The following is a 14984-nucleotide window of genomic DNA, read 5'->3' on the forward strand; positions in this document are numbered from 1 at the left end:
CGCCGGTTACACTGGTGGGCATGACTCGGATTATTGCAGGCAGTGCCCGTGGCAGAAAGATTGCGGTGCCCGCAGAAGGCACTCGCCCGACTAGTGACCGCGCCCGGGAGGGGCTGTTTTCTGCGCTGAATGCGCGTTTGGAGTTTCCCGGCGCGCGGGTGCTGGACTTGTTTGCTGGTTCCGGCGCGCTGGGCTTGGAGGCTGCCAGTAGGGGAGCAGACCGGGTGGTGCTTGTCGACGCCAGCCAGGAGGCCTGCGAAATCATCCGTGGCAATGCTGTCGTGTTGGCTGATGTAGACGCCCAGATTGATGTGGTTGCTGCACCCGCGCTGGATTATGTTGCGCGCACTGGTGAGCGCTTTGATCTGGTGCTGGCAGACCCGCCCTATGCGGTAGGCAACGACGAGCTGGCAGAGCTGTTGGATCAGCTACCGCGAGTGCTGAACCCGGATGCCATGGTGGTGATCGAGCGGGAAGTGCGCTCAGCGGAAGCTCCGTGGCCAGAAGGCTTTGTTCCGACCACGCAGAAATTGAAACGCCGCACCTACGGCAAAGCGCGGATGGATATGGCCAATTACCGTGGAACTGAGAACGACGGCTGATAACTATAAGCCTGCTACTAACACCCCGAAATTGAAGGCACAGACTGAAGTTTTCGGAGCCTTGGCTTTCCGAATACCCAGCAACACAAGGAGAAGCAATGAGCGATAACACCCAGCAGAATAAACGCACCACCGCAGTGTGTCCGGGATCGTTTGATCCGGTGACCATGGGGCACGTGGATATCATCACCCGTGCTGCGCGGTCTTTTGATCACGTCACGGTGCTGGTGACAGCTAACCCGAATAAGAAGGGGTTGTTTAGCGTCGAAGAGCGCATGGAGTTGATCCGGCGTTCTGTCGATTGCGATAACGTCAGTGTCGATGCCTGGAGCGATCTATTGGTGAAATATACCGATGAGCACAACATTGATTGTTTGGTCAAAGGCCTGCGCAGCTCGTTGGATTATGAATATGAGTTGCCGATGGCGCAGATGAACAAGCGGCTCTCTGGCATTGATACTTATTTCTTGCTCACCGATGAAAAATACGGCTACACCTCTTCGTCGTTGGTCAAAGAGGTGGTCCGCTTTGGCGGCGATGTTTCGGACCTGTTGCCGGAGCCAGTTTCCAAAGCCATCGCCGAAAAATTTGGTTAAACCTGTGCCTTCTTTTTCGCTTGTGTGCGGTCGGCGATAACGAAGGCCGCCACAATGACCGCGCCAAGCAGCATCATCAGGATGAGCGTCAGGAAGTTCGCGTCACCGTCGCCTTGCCAGGGCCAAATCGCGCGCAGTGAGCCGACCATCAGCCCAGCCATGGCCACTAAGGTTAGGGTGCGGTGCTGGTCGAGCAGGTAGTTGATGACCTTCACGAAGGCCACCAGGCCGGTCAGTGCGCCAGCGGCGAAGACAGCCAACACGGTGAGGTCTCGGTCGGAGACCGAGCCGATGACGAAGTTGTACAGGCCCAGGGTCAGCAAGATCAGCGAGCCGGATACACCCGGCAGCACCAAGGCGCAGACCGCAATTGCTGCGGCGAAGAAGACCGCGATCAGTGAAGGATCCCGGTTCGGTTCGGAGGTAAACCCGGTAACGAATGCGACGAGCCCGGCGGCGATCAGGAACGTGATGATGGCCGGGCCTTTCTTTTTGCTCAGGTCCTCGTCAATCATCATCAGTGGCACGATGATGGAGACTGCCACCATGCCGAAGAATAGCGCGCGGGCAACATCTGGGGTGCCTTCCACAAAAGAGCTCAGGATGCCGGATAGGCCGAATACGGCGGCGAACATGCCGACGCCGATGGTGAGCAGGAAGATCCATTCGACTTCGCGGAATTTTGCTTTCAGCAGCAGGTTGGCGTTGTGGAGGGCGCGTTCATAGATGCCCACGATCAACGCGACGGTTCCGCCGGATACGCCGGGAACCAGTTCTGCGGAACCGATCAGCGCACCGCGCAGAATGTTGAGGAGATGAGTAACCATGCGCGCTATTATATGCATCGCGTGGCGCCAGTAATGGCCAGACCGGGAAGTGTCGGTAATTGGTGGCTGCTACCGTTCGTTCAAGGTCGTGAAAATGGCTTATGAGCAGCCGATTAGTTAATTACGGGGATGGTGTTATAGGCTATTTAGCGCACGCCCCAGTAGCCCAATTGGCAGAGGCAACGGATTCAAAACCCGTCCAGTGTGAGTTCGAGTCTCACCTGGGGCACAACCTTTAACCCTAGCTATCAGGACAAATGCCAGGTAGTTTGGGTATTTTTGTTTTTAGACTCAGTTTGGTTTGGTCTGATTTAGGTCGGTTCTGGGTCAAAAGTGGGTCAAAAATGGGGCTCAACGACAAAAGTGTGGTCGGCCGGGGCCTCGACCAGCGTATTGTGTCTTTTTTACAAATAGTGAACGGAAAAGGCCGTTTTCGGTGGGCCTATTTGTAAAAAAGACACCAAAAACAGGGTTAAACGGCCTAAACGACAAAAAGTGGTGCGGATTATTCTCAGTGAGACTTTGGTGAAAACTGGTGGGGTAGGGAGTATCACGATAATTGCGGGTGTTTGGGTATTGAGGTTGCTCGTGCTGAGGATTTGCCGCAGATTAACCGCGACTTGTGGGACCTTTGGATCGATGCGACGTTTGCCGAGCCATCAACTAAGGAGCAGCTTGCTGCATGGAAGGCGGCATTGGCCACGAGATCTGAAAAGGCGAAATTTTTAGCAGAGTTACCTGTAGTGCCGGGGATTCGGATACCGGAGTACCGTAACGGCGGCAAGCGCTTGGTAGATGGGGTGGAAGAATATTTGCCGGACTTAGATTCCATGCCTGGCCATGTGCTCTATGGATGGAGAAGCGAAAATCTCCCGCAAGAATTTGTGCTAGATAAAACGCTGGGTGGACATACTGCGCAGTCGTTGCAGCAGGGAAAACAAGATTTCCGCAGTCGTGGTCTGATCAAAAGATCGTTAATTCTTTTGTGGGTCTTCTTGAGACGGTGAGATCGTGGTGGATAATGATAAACGAATGATCGAGGACGAGGTTGACGGGGTTATAATTAGAATAAAATACTTTGTGACCGACAGGAAAGGGCAGGGCATTTTTTGGATATCCGTTGCCCATGCCAGAGTTTGGGACGTCAAACGTGAAGCGAAATGGTAGGGTGCGATGGCATTAGAATTGGTTAATCAGATTGAATATGATTTGTGGGATGCAGTTGCGCCCCTAATGCGCCCTGTCGTTTCCGAGTTTAGTTGGGTTGATGCGTTTGAGGACATGGAATATGGCGGTTACCCAGCGATAGGCGTTGCGAGTTTGCTGAATGCAGCAAATGCGCCTTTGCCTGCGGAAGCTGTGGAAATAATTGAACGGTTTATTCCGCGCCTACAAGAATTCAACGGTGATGCGTCTATTGTCGCTGCTTTTTTGGTAAAGGCGAAGCAGCGCGTCGGTGTGTCTGCTTAGCTTTGTGTAATTGAGATGGCGCCACCTTGGTGGGTGTTTGAGTAAGGTTCGATTCCTTACTGGCGTACTAGAAACCCCTGTTGCTGGGTGGGACCTGACCCCTGTTTGGTGGACACCTGATACCCAGCCCATTTAGGCTGGGAAGAAAGGTAATCTACCACCATGTCCAGGTATTCCGAAGAGTTTAAACGTGATGCCGTAGCCCTGTACGAAAACAATGAGGACCTCTCGCTGAAGTCAGCATCAGCAGAGCTCGGCATCAACCAGGCATCGCTATATTCCTGGGTTAAAAAGTACGGCACCGGTAAACGGTCCCGCACGAAAGCGCTACACGATAAAGCCCAAGCGGCGAATGATTCCAAACGCATCCGCCAGCTGGAAAAGGAAAACGCTAAGCTGCGCGAAGAACGTGACATTCTGCGCAAGGCTGCTAAATATTTTGCCGAAGAGACTCACTGGTGATCCGCTTCCAGTTTGTCTATGACCACCGAACCGAGTACTCGGCTTACACGGATGTGCCATGTTTTACAGCTGAATCGTTCCTCGTTTTATAAATGGGTCAGCACCCGCGAAAAACGCAAGGTGAGGAAGCTTTCTGATGGTCTTATTGGCGTGAAAATCAGGTCCATCTTTAATGATGAGCTTGGACTTTACGGGGCTAAACGCATCGCGGCAAGCCTCAAGGAAGACCCTGCGTATACCCCGGTTAATCACAAGAAAGTTGCACGAATCATGAAAGCCATGGGGCTAAAAGGCTTCAGCAAACGGCGTCGATGCATCACCACCAAGCGCAAGCCTGGTCACCGTGTCATGCCAGATCTAATAGGCCGTAACTTCACTGCTGATACGCCGAACCGCGTCTATGTCGGCGATATTACCTACTTGCCGTGTAAGGGAGGTAAAAACCTGTATTTGGCCACAGTCATTGACACGTATTCGCGGAAACTTGCAGGTTATGCACTTGCCGACCATATGCGTGTCTCGTTGGTTATTGATGCCTTATCCCACACACATGGTGTGCGTGGCAGCCTTGATGGGGCTGTTTTCCATTCCGATCACGGCAGTGTGTATACCTCACAGGCGTTTCGGGACCATTGCTCGTCGCTGGGTGTACGCCAGTCTATGGGAGCGGTGGGAACGAGTGCTGATAACGCTTTGGCGGAATCGTTTAACGCCGCCTTAAAGCGGGAGGTACTGCGTGATCGGAAAGTCTTTGACAATCCGATTGCCTGCCGTCAGGAAGTTTTCCGGTGGTGCATGCGTTACAACACGCGCAGGCGGCATTCTTGGTGCAATCTTGTAGCTCCGGATGTCTTTGAAGCCGAGACTTCGGCTACACTGGCTGAAGCAGCATAGCTATCCCCGATGTGTCCACTTTCCGGGGGTCAGGTCCGTGCCCGTTTACGGGTGCTTGGTGGCGGCGGTTTACTCTGCCCAGATCTTTTTGGGGTGCTCTGTAAGAGAGATCGTGAAATTCGTATGAGGAGATGTTTTCCGGTGAAAGGTAATGGGCGTGCGCACCAAATGGGGCGGGACCATGTGATGCCATAGTGTTTGGCGCATTCTACAGTGCGCTAAAGTTCCTTCCCTGCATCCACGTCAATAATTTTAGGCCGCATGGTGTTTCCTTTCTAGCCATTGCTCGCGGGTATCCAGGGCTAAGCACACGATCATGGATGCAAGTGCTGTGGCGGTAGCCCAAGGTGATGCTTTGGTGATGATGAATAATACGCTGATAAGCACGGTGATGGTTGTCATCTCTTGATTTCCTTCTGTATTGTGCGGAGGCTTTCTAATCCCACTGGCTGTTTACTTATTCCACTTTAGTGGGTCTGAGGCTTTCCGGGCATCAGTCCCGGTTTTCGGGTGAGAAGATAGCGAACGAGAGCATCGACTTCATCTTTGCTTACGTGCCACTCATTCGGCATTGTGTCTGCCTCCTGAAAGTGGACGCATCGGGGGGTAGCTATGTTGTGTTAACCATTGTAGCTAAAAGTGAGCGTCAAAAACATCAGGAACCAAAAGATTGCACCAGGAATGCTGCCTGCGTGTGGTGTAACGCCTGCACCATCGAAAGGCTTTGTTGCGGCAGGTGGTCTCACAGCGACGTTTTGGGAACGCATGGAAAACGGCGGGAGCAGGTCTAGCTGGCGGAAATAGTTTGTGGAGTTCCCGGGAGCGAAGGCTAACGCAGAACACACCCGCTTTATCTGGTTTTCGCAGGGCGGATCTACTTCCTAGCACGTAAGTTGGTAAGGAAGTAGTGGCAAATGAGTGATTTTTGGCTACGACGTATATGCGGAGGTGATCGGTCAAGATGTCTGACCGGTATAAGGAAATGGGCTTAGAAATGCTGCCGAATAAGCATTACGCAGCATGGTCGGATGAGCCGTGGCCTGGTCTTGCTATGGTGTAGCGCACCCGGGATAAAGTTATTCCGGTTATTTGCGATGAAAAGCGGATTTTCAACTGTAGATAATGACATCGTTGACTGGGATGCCGGAAATAAATTACAAGGGCTAATTATTGATTGTGCGGATAATGATCTTACGGTTGCCCAAGCGCTGGCTGTTGTGCGCGAAAAATGGGGCCAACCCGATATTGGCCTTAGGGTCGATGATGTCAATACCGCTGGCCCTGCGATTCGTGCAGCGTTAGGGATGGGGACTGCTTAATGAGGACCCCATGCGAGATCTAGCGAATACCAGGGCTAGCACTATTTGCGTAGTTGATGGGGAGAACCTGGCCGGTTTGCGTGCCATTCGCGCACCTCGTCCGCAAGCCATAGCCGTGTACGGCCTAAAATCGTAGCCACGTGTTCTGGGGTGCGGTGGTTGGCTGAGTAGTTTCGCCACGCTGCGTAGCTCACTCCAATGTGGTCGGCGCAATCTGCACCGGTCCAGAGTTCTTGGCCGGTGTCCGCGTCAATGATCTTAGGCTGCATGTTCCCGCCATTTCTGGACGAGCTGGACGGTCTCAATTGTGAGCGTAACCGCAGTGGCGCCCATGACCATCCAGAATATTGGGGTATCTCCTATGGTGAGTGCGATAAGTATCGCGAGCACGATTAGTGCGTTGGAAATTTTAGACATGATGTCCATGGTGTTCCTTTCTGTGTCGTGGTATTTTGAGGGGGTACACCCCGGGAGCTGAGTAGTGCCTTTATTCAGCTCCCGAGGTGTCTAGCTATCTAGCTCCAGCTTTTTCAACTCAATCTTGTGATTTGAGATTACTTGTACTGTCTCTATCGATAGCCGTCAGGGGGAATCGTTCCGAACCAAGCATCGCTGACAAATGGGAAAAGATTTGAGGATAATGCTACCGGCGTAGCTGGGCCGGGGAGCCGGGCCGGTTTGCGTGCCAGTGCTTAATATCCTCGGCAAACCACAATGCGCTACGGCCATCGAGCATGGCGACAGGGTCGGGCGTGCGGCCATTCGCGTAGTAACTCGCCCACGTGCGCGTGGTGATGTCGCAGTGTTTGGCGCACTCTACGGCGCGCCAAAGCTCTTTCCCCGTGTCTGCGTCAATGATCTTAGGCTGCATAGTTTTTCCTTTCATTCTTGTCGATGGCAATGCCGACGGCAATGAATGCAGGAATGAAGAACGCGCTTGCGCCCGCTAAGGCCATGATGGTGGCTGCAGTGGTGGAGATGAGTTTAAACCGCATGGTTTTCCTGTCGTGTTGTATAGTGAGGGGGGTGCCCGGCCATCCTCATTATGGCCGGGACTTTTGTTAGTGGCTATTCGGCACTACTTGCGAGTGTCGAGCCAGATTAAAATCATTACGATCAGTGTGATTGTCGCAATGATGTCTGTGTAGCTGACATTCTCAGCTCTTTTATTTAGTTGTTGTAATGCCTTTCGGCCTTGTATTAATCATCCTACCGTACTGGTACGGCATTAGTAAATTGGAATTAAGTTAAATATATGTCATTTTCCAGCACTCAAAAACACATTCAAAACAACCCCTGGCTGCTATCAGGTCGGGAGTTGATTTTATTCCAAAAGGCAGGCGAAAATGAAGGATTAATACCAGGTACTACCTGTTAAAATCTGGCTACTGCAAAAAATCCGTATCCCCCTTGTCGCATATCCCTAATTCAACGACCCGCTCAATTATCTGATTGAACGTCGCCTGGCCTGTGGGAGCGGCCACGCCTAGCCAAAAAATAACGGTGCATCGAATTCCGTAATGTCATGCGGCTAGCCGCTTGCTTAACTCGGTTGCGCGTGATTCCACAGCGTCAATCGGCAGATATTGCACTCCCGAAGCATCCCAAATTTCTCGCGCGCGCTTAAAGGTATCAAATTGCCCGTTAGTCTGAGGTTCGTAGTAGAAGGCTACGATGTCTGTATCCTTGCCGATTTCGACTCGGGAATTTGCAAATTCTAGCTGTGAACTCGTGTTTTGCATTTTCTCGATTTTTAGTGACCAGGCTTCCACATTTGCGAAACCAGCATTCGGATTCGCAGTCGCGAAGTTGAATGCTTCGTTGAGTTCAAGCACTGTGTCTTCTTTCACGACTGCACAGTTTGGGTTCAGTTGATATTTCGCAATGATAAGAGTCGAGTCAGTTTTTATTGCAGTGCGAACAAGTGGCTGATTTTGATAAGCCTTTTTGATTTTAACCCGCAGATTGCGCACATCATTTGCTGGTTGGTTCCTTGCAGGGGGCTCTATCAGCTGGCTGAACAAAAGAGCGCACGCCTCTGCCAGGGAGGCCGCGTGCATGAACTTTGCAGCATCAACGCGCACTAGATTGTTCCAGTGATCGACACACCAACCAAGGTAATCGTTAAGCGTCTCGGTGCCCTCGATGTCTAACGCGTGGTTAGCATCTTGTAGTTGTTTGAGCTGAGTTTCCAGGTTTTTCCGTGCGGTTTTGACGGCGCCTTGTACTGCTCCCATTCCGCTGTGGTCATCGAGAAATTGCCATTCTGATTCGCCAGTGGATACGCATTGGACGATCACCCCATATCCGAGGGACGTAATCGCTAATGGTGAGGGGACTATGCGCACAGTCCAATATCTGAATTGCATTGTCACTTCCTCCCATTGGTTTTGCGGTATCGCTCTAGTCTTGACAGTGTAAATGGTTTTCGGGCGAGTATGTAATTTATTAGGTTAGATACTTCATTCTTATCGACGGCCCATTCTGGAGGCAGTCGGTCGAAAATAGTCGCGAAGAGATTCTTGTCGAGAGCGTCGACAGCTGCGCTGGCTTTATCCCAGCATTCCTGAGGAATATGCGCCCTTAACATCGGCAAGTCTGGGGTAGCACCTTTCGCCTCCGGAGGGCCGTACCCCCAGGGGCGATCGAATGAATCGAACCAGAAACCGTGGTCAATAGACCACAGCTGATTATCCGCACCGCAATCAATAAGTAATTGGTGATCGTCGTGAACGCAGCAGAGATCCCACAAAGCCAAGATTTTTGGAATGTGATTTATGTTTGCGTCGTCGGTGACATGGGGAATAACAGCCGGAGATGTGCAAACGTCTGATGTATGTAAATTCAAAGAACCGAAAAGAGGCAATTTGCCGATTCGATAGCGATCAGTAGGGTTATGGTCGCTAGTGATCAAGGTATCGCTCAGACTCTGCGGTACATGAATTATTCGCCACGGGCGTATTTGGGCACCGATAGTCTCACCAGTGATGCTTGCGACAACTTCGTTAATGACGGCTTCGGGCCCGTGGGGGCTCTCGAACCGTTTGCACCAGTAATTATCTCCGTCACTAGCAAGACCGAGGAATGGTTTAGAACCAGAGTTTGCCATTTGACGCGGCAGAACCAACTCAATCCGCTCTTGGCGTTTTCTGTGCGCGTCGAAGTCTATTACATTTTCGTTGGAGTTCATTTAATTCATCTCAAATATGATGCTGATCGGTCGCTTGTAAAGTTGATTCTACTGTAACTTAAGGCACAGATAGATTATGTGGGCGTTGTTTCGGTGGAAGCCATCAGTACAGTGCGCAGGACGGAGGTACCGCCGACGCTTTGCCCCACCAGGAATGTCTGGCGGCTGTTGATGATCGCCGGAAGCTCGGTGGCCAGTGTGCTGGCGGATGCTTGAGAGGCGTACTCCTCGCTGCGGTCACCGTGGCGTGCGGGGTAGCGTCTGTCGAATATATTCCAGTCGATGGATAGTCATGCGACAGGATGCGCACATCGACGGTGGGCATCGATGCGGTGAGTTCGACGTCCGAACGGTAGGGGAGCCGTGAAGACGAGGGCAGCCGCGTCCGTGCGCACCGAGATTTGGTGAAAGATGGTCACGTCCGGGGGCTGGCATGAAAGTTGCGCCATTTTCACCATTGACTACATGGGTAAACATAGGCTAACATTAGCTGCGTGCGAGTTGCTGTTTTCGGCTATCAGCCGTGGGGGCACCGGACGTTGTCTGCAGTCATCAGTGCTGGTCATGAAGTAGTTTTAGTAGTTACGTACCCCGCCAGCGATCACCCTTATGAGCGAATGTGGGCAGACTCCGTTGAGGAGCTAGCCAGCGACCATGGGCTCCAGGTGGGTGTCACCGAGCGCGTGAGGCAAAACGTCATTAAGGCGTTGCGCGATGCTGCACCAGACTTACTTCGAATTCCGAGGTTAGCGCGTCCACGTGCGTTCCGCGCACGTCTCGCAAGGTCGGCTCGGCGGAACCCCTTGCCGAGTCACCATCCCTCACGAAGGAGGAATCGCGATGGTCTGCGGATCGCGCGTTGCCGACGTGCCAGCACCGGCGATTGTTCTGGCACGTGTGCGTCTCGACGACAACTCGGAACTGCCCGCGACCGAAACCAATAACAACGGAGAAAAATGACACTCAAGAAGATTCTCGTTAGCACCGCTGTTGTATTGACTTTGGGCGCGGCACTGACCGCGTGCTCGACTGATGACCAGTCCGGAAACTCCGGGGATTCCCAGGCAATCAACGCCGAGCAGGGCGCATTCCCCACCACCATCGAGCACCGCTACGGCTCTACCGAGATTAAGGAAGCCCCACAGCGTGTGGTCTCCTTGGGCTACACGGATCAGGACGCACTGCTGGCACTGGGAGTTACTCCTGTCTCCGTGAACTACTGGGACGGAATGACTCCGGATGGTCAGGCTGCGGGCAACTGGTCCAATGACAAGATCGAGGGCGAGACTCCTCGGATCGACAAACACGCAGAGGTTAATGCGGAAGCTATCGCTAAGGACAAGCCAGACCTCATCGTGGCCGTTTACTCGGATATCGATGAAGCTACGTACAACAAGCTGTCTGAGATCGCCCCTGTTGTCGTACAAAAGGGCGAATACGAAGAACTACAGCAACCATGGGACGTGACAACGGAAGAGATCGGGCAGGCCGTGGGCAAGCCTGAAGAGGCGAAGCGCCAGGTGGAGCAGGTCAAGGAGAAGTTCGCAGAGCTCAAGGGCCGCCACCCAGAGTGGGCCGAGAAGGAACTCGGCGTGGCCACTGTCTCCGACGAGAATCTGGCGGTCTTTGCCGAGGGTGATCCGCGCAGCCGCTTCTTCACCGAGCTGGGTTTCAAGATCAACCCGGCCTACGCGGGCATCACCAAGGATAAGTTCTACGGCGAGGTATCCAAGGAAAACGCAGCCAAGATCAATTCCGACGTATTGGTGTGGGATCAGCTGTCTTACTCTCCGAAGCAGAGCTCGGCTTCTGTGATCGAGGATCCGATCGTGGGCGAGCTGCCTGCGGTGAAGGACGGACGCAGTGTTTATCTGGAGGGCGATTTGGAAAAGGCCTTCGGGTGGCAGACTGTGCTGAGCCTGAACTATTTGCTGGACAAGATCGAGCAGCCGTTGGCAGACGCCACGAAGTAGTCTGAATCAACTTCTGAGCCGCCCCGCGTGAAAGTGCCGGGGCAGTTTTGCTGTCGTTGAAAGCTCTTAAATTCCACGACAATTCCACTGCATGCGAAAACATTTTAGGCATTCTCAGGTGCGTTCACATGCGTTCGCAATTTTGGGAAAGCCGCAACTGCCAGCAAAACCCTGCACAAAAGCCTAAAAGGGTGCTCTGGGCTGGATTAAATAGACCATGCAGTTTGAGGTGCGCCGTGCGGCCGGACTACCAGGGACATCCGGCCTGGTGGGGTAGCAGAATAGGCTGGAGAATCTGCGGCTGGCTCTGAGAAGGCAATACAACCGCGAAGCTCAACGACGCTAGCTTTTTTGCGCGTTCATGCTATCGATTACTACTTCTTCACCGCCGCCATCACCGGCAAGATGAACACCCCATTCCACCACGTTGCCGGTAGTGCGAACTGCTTCGTGGGGCGAGTTGAACGCGAGAGCGAGTCCGACTTCACCTTTTTCCCACCGTGGCGGTGTGTACGTGCCGTTTGCTTTACTATCAGCGACTAGATCCTGGTTTCGGTCGTCAAAAGCGGTGACCAGCAAGGCGCCACGTTTTGCGGCATCGGGCGAATCGAGATCGAATGGTTCTGGAGCATTGATCTTTGTGAAGCTGCCGTTGAGGAAGTCGGAATACTCCCACATATCGACCTGCCGCGGTGCTAATACCGATTGGCCGCTGGCGATGCTCTGCATAATATAGGTATTTTTCCGGTCGGTACCAGTGATGTCGTGACGATCTATACGACGGCTGCGCTTGACAAGTGGCACTGGAAAAGGCACACAGGGAACCTCGATGGTATCGGGATTGGACACGATTGGCAGCAGAACGGCGACCTCGCGAAAATCTGACCCAGAAACGCTTGAGTGCTTGCCATTGCCTAGCAATCCCTGCAGATAACGAATGTGTGGGTTGACGATATTTTCTTCGTAGTTGGAACCATCATACCATTTCATTGCCTCCAGAAGCTCAATGAAAGTATCCGAGGCCACGGTTCCTACGTGAAAATCTTTCTTTCCAGCGTGTGCAAACGGGCGTCCGCTGCGAATTCCTTCTAAACGGAAGTAGGCCATTTGCGTTGTCTTGGAGTCGAGAGACTCTAACAGCGGAATTCCCACCTTTTTGAAGTTCCAGGTTAGCGCCTCTCTATTGCTTCGATCAGGAATCGCGTTCAGCTCCACCACATTAGGTGCCGCCGCGCTGCACCGGATGTATGCATTAAACATCTTATTCGCGCTCGTTGGCTTCAAATCAGGCAGAGATTGCCGTACCAATGGTGCGATCCGACTTGGCGTCAAGCGCTTTTCCGAATCGAGTGGATGCTGTGCATAGACCTTAAGGTTGTCGCGGAAGACTTCTTCGTCGTGCATCGCAGCTTCAAAAAGCTCGACCAAATCACGAGGAGCGTACAGGCGAACTAAATCTTGATAGCCCTTGCGGAAGCCAAACCAGCGACCGGTTTGCATCAAGGTATCTGCACTGCCTGCGCGCCGACGGAAATAAGAAATGGTGAGGCCTTCAACCGTGTAGCCACGAGATAGCTTTGCACCGCCGACGAGTATCTTCCATACTTGGCCGGACTCAAAGTTGGGGCTTTCCCTGCCAACTGTATTTACCTGCAATATCGGCGATCCGCCGGCTTGTACCCCAGTCATCATCTCTGCATAAGCTTCATTGATATAGGGCAATAGCTCTTCATATGACTCGGGGATGGCATAACCTGCGCTATATCGTTCGATATTCATGACATCAAGCAGGTCTGTTTCGAACAACCTCTTCATCGCCGGGGTCGGCCGGGGTAAGTTGTATCCGCGGTTACGCCAAATCGTCTCCAAAATTTGTTTGCCGTCGCTGTGAATGCTGGTGCCCGTACCTTCGTGCACCAGCATGGTGTGGTGTTTAAACGTCAAACCGGGATGTTTGGCTTCGCGGAATTTCTTTATTGCTCCGGTGAGCACGAACATATCGAGCGCTTCTTCGAGCTCATTTGTCCGTTCAGCGTTAAAGAGATCATGATCGTCACAATCACTTTCTTTGACGATGTCACGGATGAATGCTTCACTCTGTGAGTTTTGCCTATTTGCTTCCTCGGGTGTATCGGAAAAATCCATGCGATCGTGGAACCACTTTGCTCCGCGGTACGCTGGTGGCTCGTTGAGCATGAGCACATAGTTCCGCGGGTAAAGATCTACCGGGTCAGCAGGATCGATAAAGACATTTGCGAACGGCGTTGCGGTATAACCCACGTATTGTGCACGCGGGCAGTTCTTGAGCAATTCGGTTATTTGCCCATTGACTGCGGTACGCTCACGTTCTTCATTGACATCTGTTTTGCTTTGCTTCTGTTTTTTCGTGTTGATGGAAGCTTGATCCGACTCATCATCAATCACTAACACTGGAAGGTGCTGTAGATCTTCATTCAAGCGCGCCGCGCGACGCAAGTCGGAGTTGAGATTTCTCAGCACAGAGGAGTTCTTCTTCACGACGGCAACCAGGCATGGCATGTTGTCAAGGTTGTCTGGATGATGAACCGGCTTAGACTTATCTGGGCGCTCAATTTCGATCGCGCTGGTTCCAGTTCGGCGGTAATCACGCACCGAGGTGGTTACGCGCTTGATACGGGGAAAGCCTGTGGTTCCGTAGTTGAGTCCATGACGGATGAAAGCCCCGCCTTTCTCAATCCAGTCACGGTCCCATTCTTCGTCGTCACTGAAATAAGCTTCGTCTCGACGTTCCTTTGTCGTGAGGTTTTCTTCATCGAGTCCGCTCAACACCGATTCTTTTCCACACAGCTCTTTATCTAGGCGCCGTTGTGTTTGATCGCGCAGGTTGTCCATTGTGCCGGCGAGGATAATAATAAACCTATATCCAGCATCAATTGCCTTAGCTGTTACTGCAGTAAAGTTGGCAGTCTTACCGCTTTGCACATAACCAACCACGAGACCTCGGGATGACAAATAGTGCGGTTCTTTTGGGTCTTCAATACGACGAAGAACCTCGGTTGCTTGGGTTCCCACGGTGTCGATCGATTCCGCATTCCAACCGTTTCTGCTCAGAACGCGGCGATAATCATCCCAGTAGTGAGAATTGGCTTGCTGCCTTTCTGGTGTATACCACTCGGTGAACTTATCTTCGACGATCACTGCTGGTTCTGGGTCTGGCAATCGTTTTTGCAAGGAATCAGAGAACTCAGCGAGCCCCAACTGGCTAATAACCCACTGAATCCGTTCTTTGCTGTCCGGAGCAGTCTGTGTTTCTGGTTTGAGCAACGCCGAATCGGCAGACTTCGCCGCAATGATGAAGGTAATTAATGGTTGGATGTCTATATCGGTAGAGTCCTCGATATAGCTTTGCAGCTCAGCCGTGCCGATCTCTATTCCCTCCAGCATCTTCAATCTTTCGAGCAAACCGGAAAATAGTTTCACGTTTGAAGGGGCGAGGACGTTGCTGATCGCGTCCTTCAGAAATTGGAAACTATAGTTTTGTTCGTGAGAGCCGGTGGGCACGATTTTCTCCTGGAATCTGTGCCGCGTTAAGTCCGGCACGTGCATGAATTAACAGTGGTTCATCAATTAGGTTCCACAATACATCGCTGATTAGTTGGCAGGGCAGGATTC

General features: G+C 52.3%; 15 protein-coding genes, 1 tRNA gene and 1 pseudogene. 9 read left to right on the plus strand and 8 right to left on the minus strand.

Annotated features, from left to right (window positions below):
* The first annotated feature begins 20 nt into the window (after positions 1–20).
* Both rsmD and coaD read left to right on the plus strand, forming a co-directional pair.
* Positions 21–602: a 16S rRNA (guanine(966)-N(2))-methyltransferase RsmD gene (rsmD, locus tag L9H78_RS04660; protein WP_249620630.1), complete on the plus strand. Its 582-nt coding sequence runs from the start codon at positions 21–23 to the stop codon at positions 600–602.
* Positions 603–700: 98 nt separating this feature from the next.
* On the plus strand, positions 701–1198 hold the full coding sequence (coaD, locus tag L9H78_RS04665; protein ID WP_018120086.1) for a pantetheine-phosphate adenylyltransferase: 498 nt from the start codon (positions 701–703) through the stop codon (positions 1196–1198).
* Here coaD and L9H78_RS04670 read toward each other — a convergent pair.
* Entirely contained in the window at positions 1195–2025 is an 831-nt protein-coding gene (locus L9H78_RS04670; RefSeq protein WP_039733636.1) for a DUF368 domain-containing protein, read from the minus strand. The genes coaD and L9H78_RS04670 overlap by 4 nt on opposite strands.
* A 155-nt stretch (positions 2026–2180) precedes the next feature.
* Here L9H78_RS04670 and L9H78_RS04675 point away from each other — a divergent pair.
* From L9H78_RS04675 to L9H78_RS04690, 4 genes and pseudogenes are all read left to right on the plus strand, one after another.
* Positions 2181–2254: transfer RNA gene (locus tag L9H78_RS04675), tRNA-Leu, on the plus strand.
* Positions 2255–2594: 340 nt separating this feature from the next.
* Positions 2595–3032, plus strand: coding sequence for a hypothetical protein (locus tag L9H78_RS04680; protein ID WP_249620631.1), 438 nt, complete (start codon positions 2595–2597; stop codon positions 3030–3032).
* A 166-nt stretch (positions 3033–3198) separates the two neighbouring features.
* The gene (locus tag L9H78_RS04685) at positions 3199–3495 is read left to right on the plus strand and encodes an RNA-binding protein (protein WP_249620632.1); all 297 of its coding nucleotides are present in this window, start codon (positions 3199–3201) and stop codon (positions 3493–3495) included.
* 162 nt (positions 3496–3657) lie between these two features.
* Positions 3658–4851: pseudogene (locus tag L9H78_RS04690) on the plus strand (IS3 family transposase).
* A gap of 252 nt (positions 4852–5103) precedes the next feature.
* Here L9H78_RS04690 and L9H78_RS04695 read toward each other — a convergent pair.
* Positions 5104–5253: a hypothetical protein gene (locus L9H78_RS04695; protein ID WP_249620633.1), complete on the minus strand. Its 150-nt coding sequence runs from the start codon at positions 5251–5253 to the stop codon at positions 5104–5106.
* Between the two features lie 692 nt (positions 5254–5945).
* On the opposite strand from L9H78_RS04695, the gene L9H78_RS04700 reads away from it, so the two are divergent.
* On the plus strand, positions 5946–6170 hold the full coding sequence (locus tag L9H78_RS04700) for a hypothetical protein (RefSeq protein ID WP_249620634.1): 225 nt from the start codon (positions 5946–5948) through the stop codon (positions 6168–6170).
* A 41-nt stretch (positions 6171–6211) separates the two neighbouring features.
* Here L9H78_RS04700 and L9H78_RS04705 read toward each other — a convergent pair whose 3' ends face one another.
* From L9H78_RS04705 to L9H78_RS04725, 5 genes are all read right to left on the minus strand, one after another.
* Positions 6212–6439, minus strand: coding sequence for a hypothetical protein (locus tag L9H78_RS04705; protein WP_249620635.1), 228 nt, complete (start codon positions 6437–6439; stop codon positions 6212–6214).
* Positions 6429–6587, minus strand: coding sequence for a hypothetical protein (locus L9H78_RS04710; RefSeq protein ID WP_242722168.1), 159 nt, complete (start codon positions 6585–6587; stop codon positions 6429–6431). The genes L9H78_RS04705 and L9H78_RS04710 overlap by 11 nt, the downstream gene beginning before the upstream one ends.
* Before the next feature lie 443 nt (positions 6588–7030).
* A complete protein-coding gene (locus L9H78_RS10545; RefSeq protein ID WP_283775229.1) occupies positions 7031–7165 on the minus strand; it encodes a hypothetical protein in 135 nt (44 codons plus the stop codon).
* Between the two features lie 528 nt (positions 7166–7693).
* Positions 7694–8539 (minus strand): DUF3037 domain-containing protein, encoded by an 846-nt coding sequence (locus L9H78_RS04720; RefSeq protein ID WP_249620636.1) that lies wholly within the window; start codon positions 8537–8539, stop codon positions 7694–7696.
* Positions 8540–8541: 2 nt separating this feature from the next.
* Positions 8542–9360 (minus strand): HipA family kinase, encoded by an 819-nt coding sequence (locus L9H78_RS04725; protein WP_249620637.1) that lies wholly within the window; start codon positions 9358–9360, stop codon positions 8542–8544.
* A gap of 759 nt (positions 9361–10119) precedes the next feature.
* Here L9H78_RS04725 and L9H78_RS04730 point away from each other — a divergent pair.
* Both L9H78_RS04730 and L9H78_RS04735 read left to right on the plus strand, forming a co-directional pair.
* Entirely contained in the window at positions 10120–10320 is a 201-nt protein-coding gene (locus tag L9H78_RS04730) for a hypothetical protein (RefSeq protein ID WP_249620638.1), read from the plus strand.
* Positions 10317–11333: an iron-siderophore ABC transporter substrate-binding protein gene (locus L9H78_RS04735; RefSeq protein WP_249620639.1), complete on the plus strand. Its 1017-nt coding sequence runs from the start codon at positions 10317–10319 to the stop codon at positions 11331–11333. Before L9H78_RS04730 ends, L9H78_RS04735 begins: the two co-directional genes overlap by 4 nt.
* 342 nt (positions 11334–11675) lie before the next feature.
* On the opposite strand, the gene L9H78_RS04740 is transcribed toward L9H78_RS04735, so the two are convergent.
* A complete protein-coding gene (locus L9H78_RS04740) occupies positions 11676–14756 on the minus strand; it encodes a Z1 domain-containing protein (protein ID WP_249620640.1) in 3081 nt (1026 codons plus the stop codon).
* Between the last annotated feature and the right edge of the window lie 228 nt (positions 14757–14984).

The sequence above is a fragment of the Corynebacterium pseudodiphtheriticum genome (assembly GCF_023509295.1).
GTDB classification, from domain to species: Bacteria; Actinomycetota; Actinomycetes; order Mycobacteriales; family Mycobacteriaceae; genus Corynebacterium; species Corynebacterium pseudodiphtheriticum.

Coding starts and splice junctions, on each gene's coding strand:
- rsmD (WP_249620630.1), top strand. CDS start 21: ATGACTCGGATTATTGCAGGCAGTGCCCGTGGCAGAAAGATTGCGGTG.
- coaD (WP_018120086.1), top strand. CDS start 701: ATGAGCGATAACACCCAGCAGAATAAACGCACCACCGCAGTGTGTCCG.
- L9H78_RS04670 (WP_039733636.1), bottom strand. CDS start 2,025: ATGGTTACTCATCTCCTCAACATTCTGCGCGGTGCGCTGATCGGTTCC.
- L9H78_RS04685 (WP_249620632.1), top strand. CDS start 3,199: ATGGCATTAGAATTGGTTAATCAGATTGAATATGATTTGTGGGATGCA.
- L9H78_RS04695 (WP_249620633.1), bottom strand. CDS start 5,253: ATGACAACCATCACCGTGCTTATCAGCGTATTATTCATCATCACCAAA.
- L9H78_RS04700 (WP_249620634.1), top strand. CDS start 5,946: ATGAAAAGCGGATTTTCAACTGTAGATAATGACATCGTTGACTGGGAT.
- L9H78_RS04705 (WP_249620635.1), bottom strand. CDS start 6,439: ATGCAGCCTAAGATCATTGACGCGGACACCGGCCAAGAACTCTGGACC.
- L9H78_RS04710 (WP_242722168.1), bottom strand. CDS start 6,587: ATGTCTAAAATTTCCAACGCACTAATCGTGCTCGCGATACTTATCGCA.
- L9H78_RS10545 (WP_283775229.1), bottom strand. CDS start 7,165: ATGCGGTTTAAACTCATCTCCACCACTGCAGCCACCATCATGGCCTTA.
- L9H78_RS04720 (WP_249620636.1), bottom strand. CDS start 8,539: ATGCAATTCAGATATTGGACTGTGCGCATAGTCCCCTCACCATTAGCG.
- L9H78_RS04725 (WP_249620637.1), bottom strand. CDS start 9,360: ATGAACTCCAACGAAAATGTAATAGACTTCGACGCGCACAGAAAACGC.
- L9H78_RS04735 (WP_249620639.1), top strand. CDS start 10,317: ATGACACTCAAGAAGATTCTCGTTAGCACCGCTGTTGTATTGACTTTG.
- L9H78_RS04740 (WP_249620640.1), bottom strand. CDS start 14,756: ATGCTGGAGGGAATAGAGATCGGCACGGCTGAGCTGCAAAGCTATATC.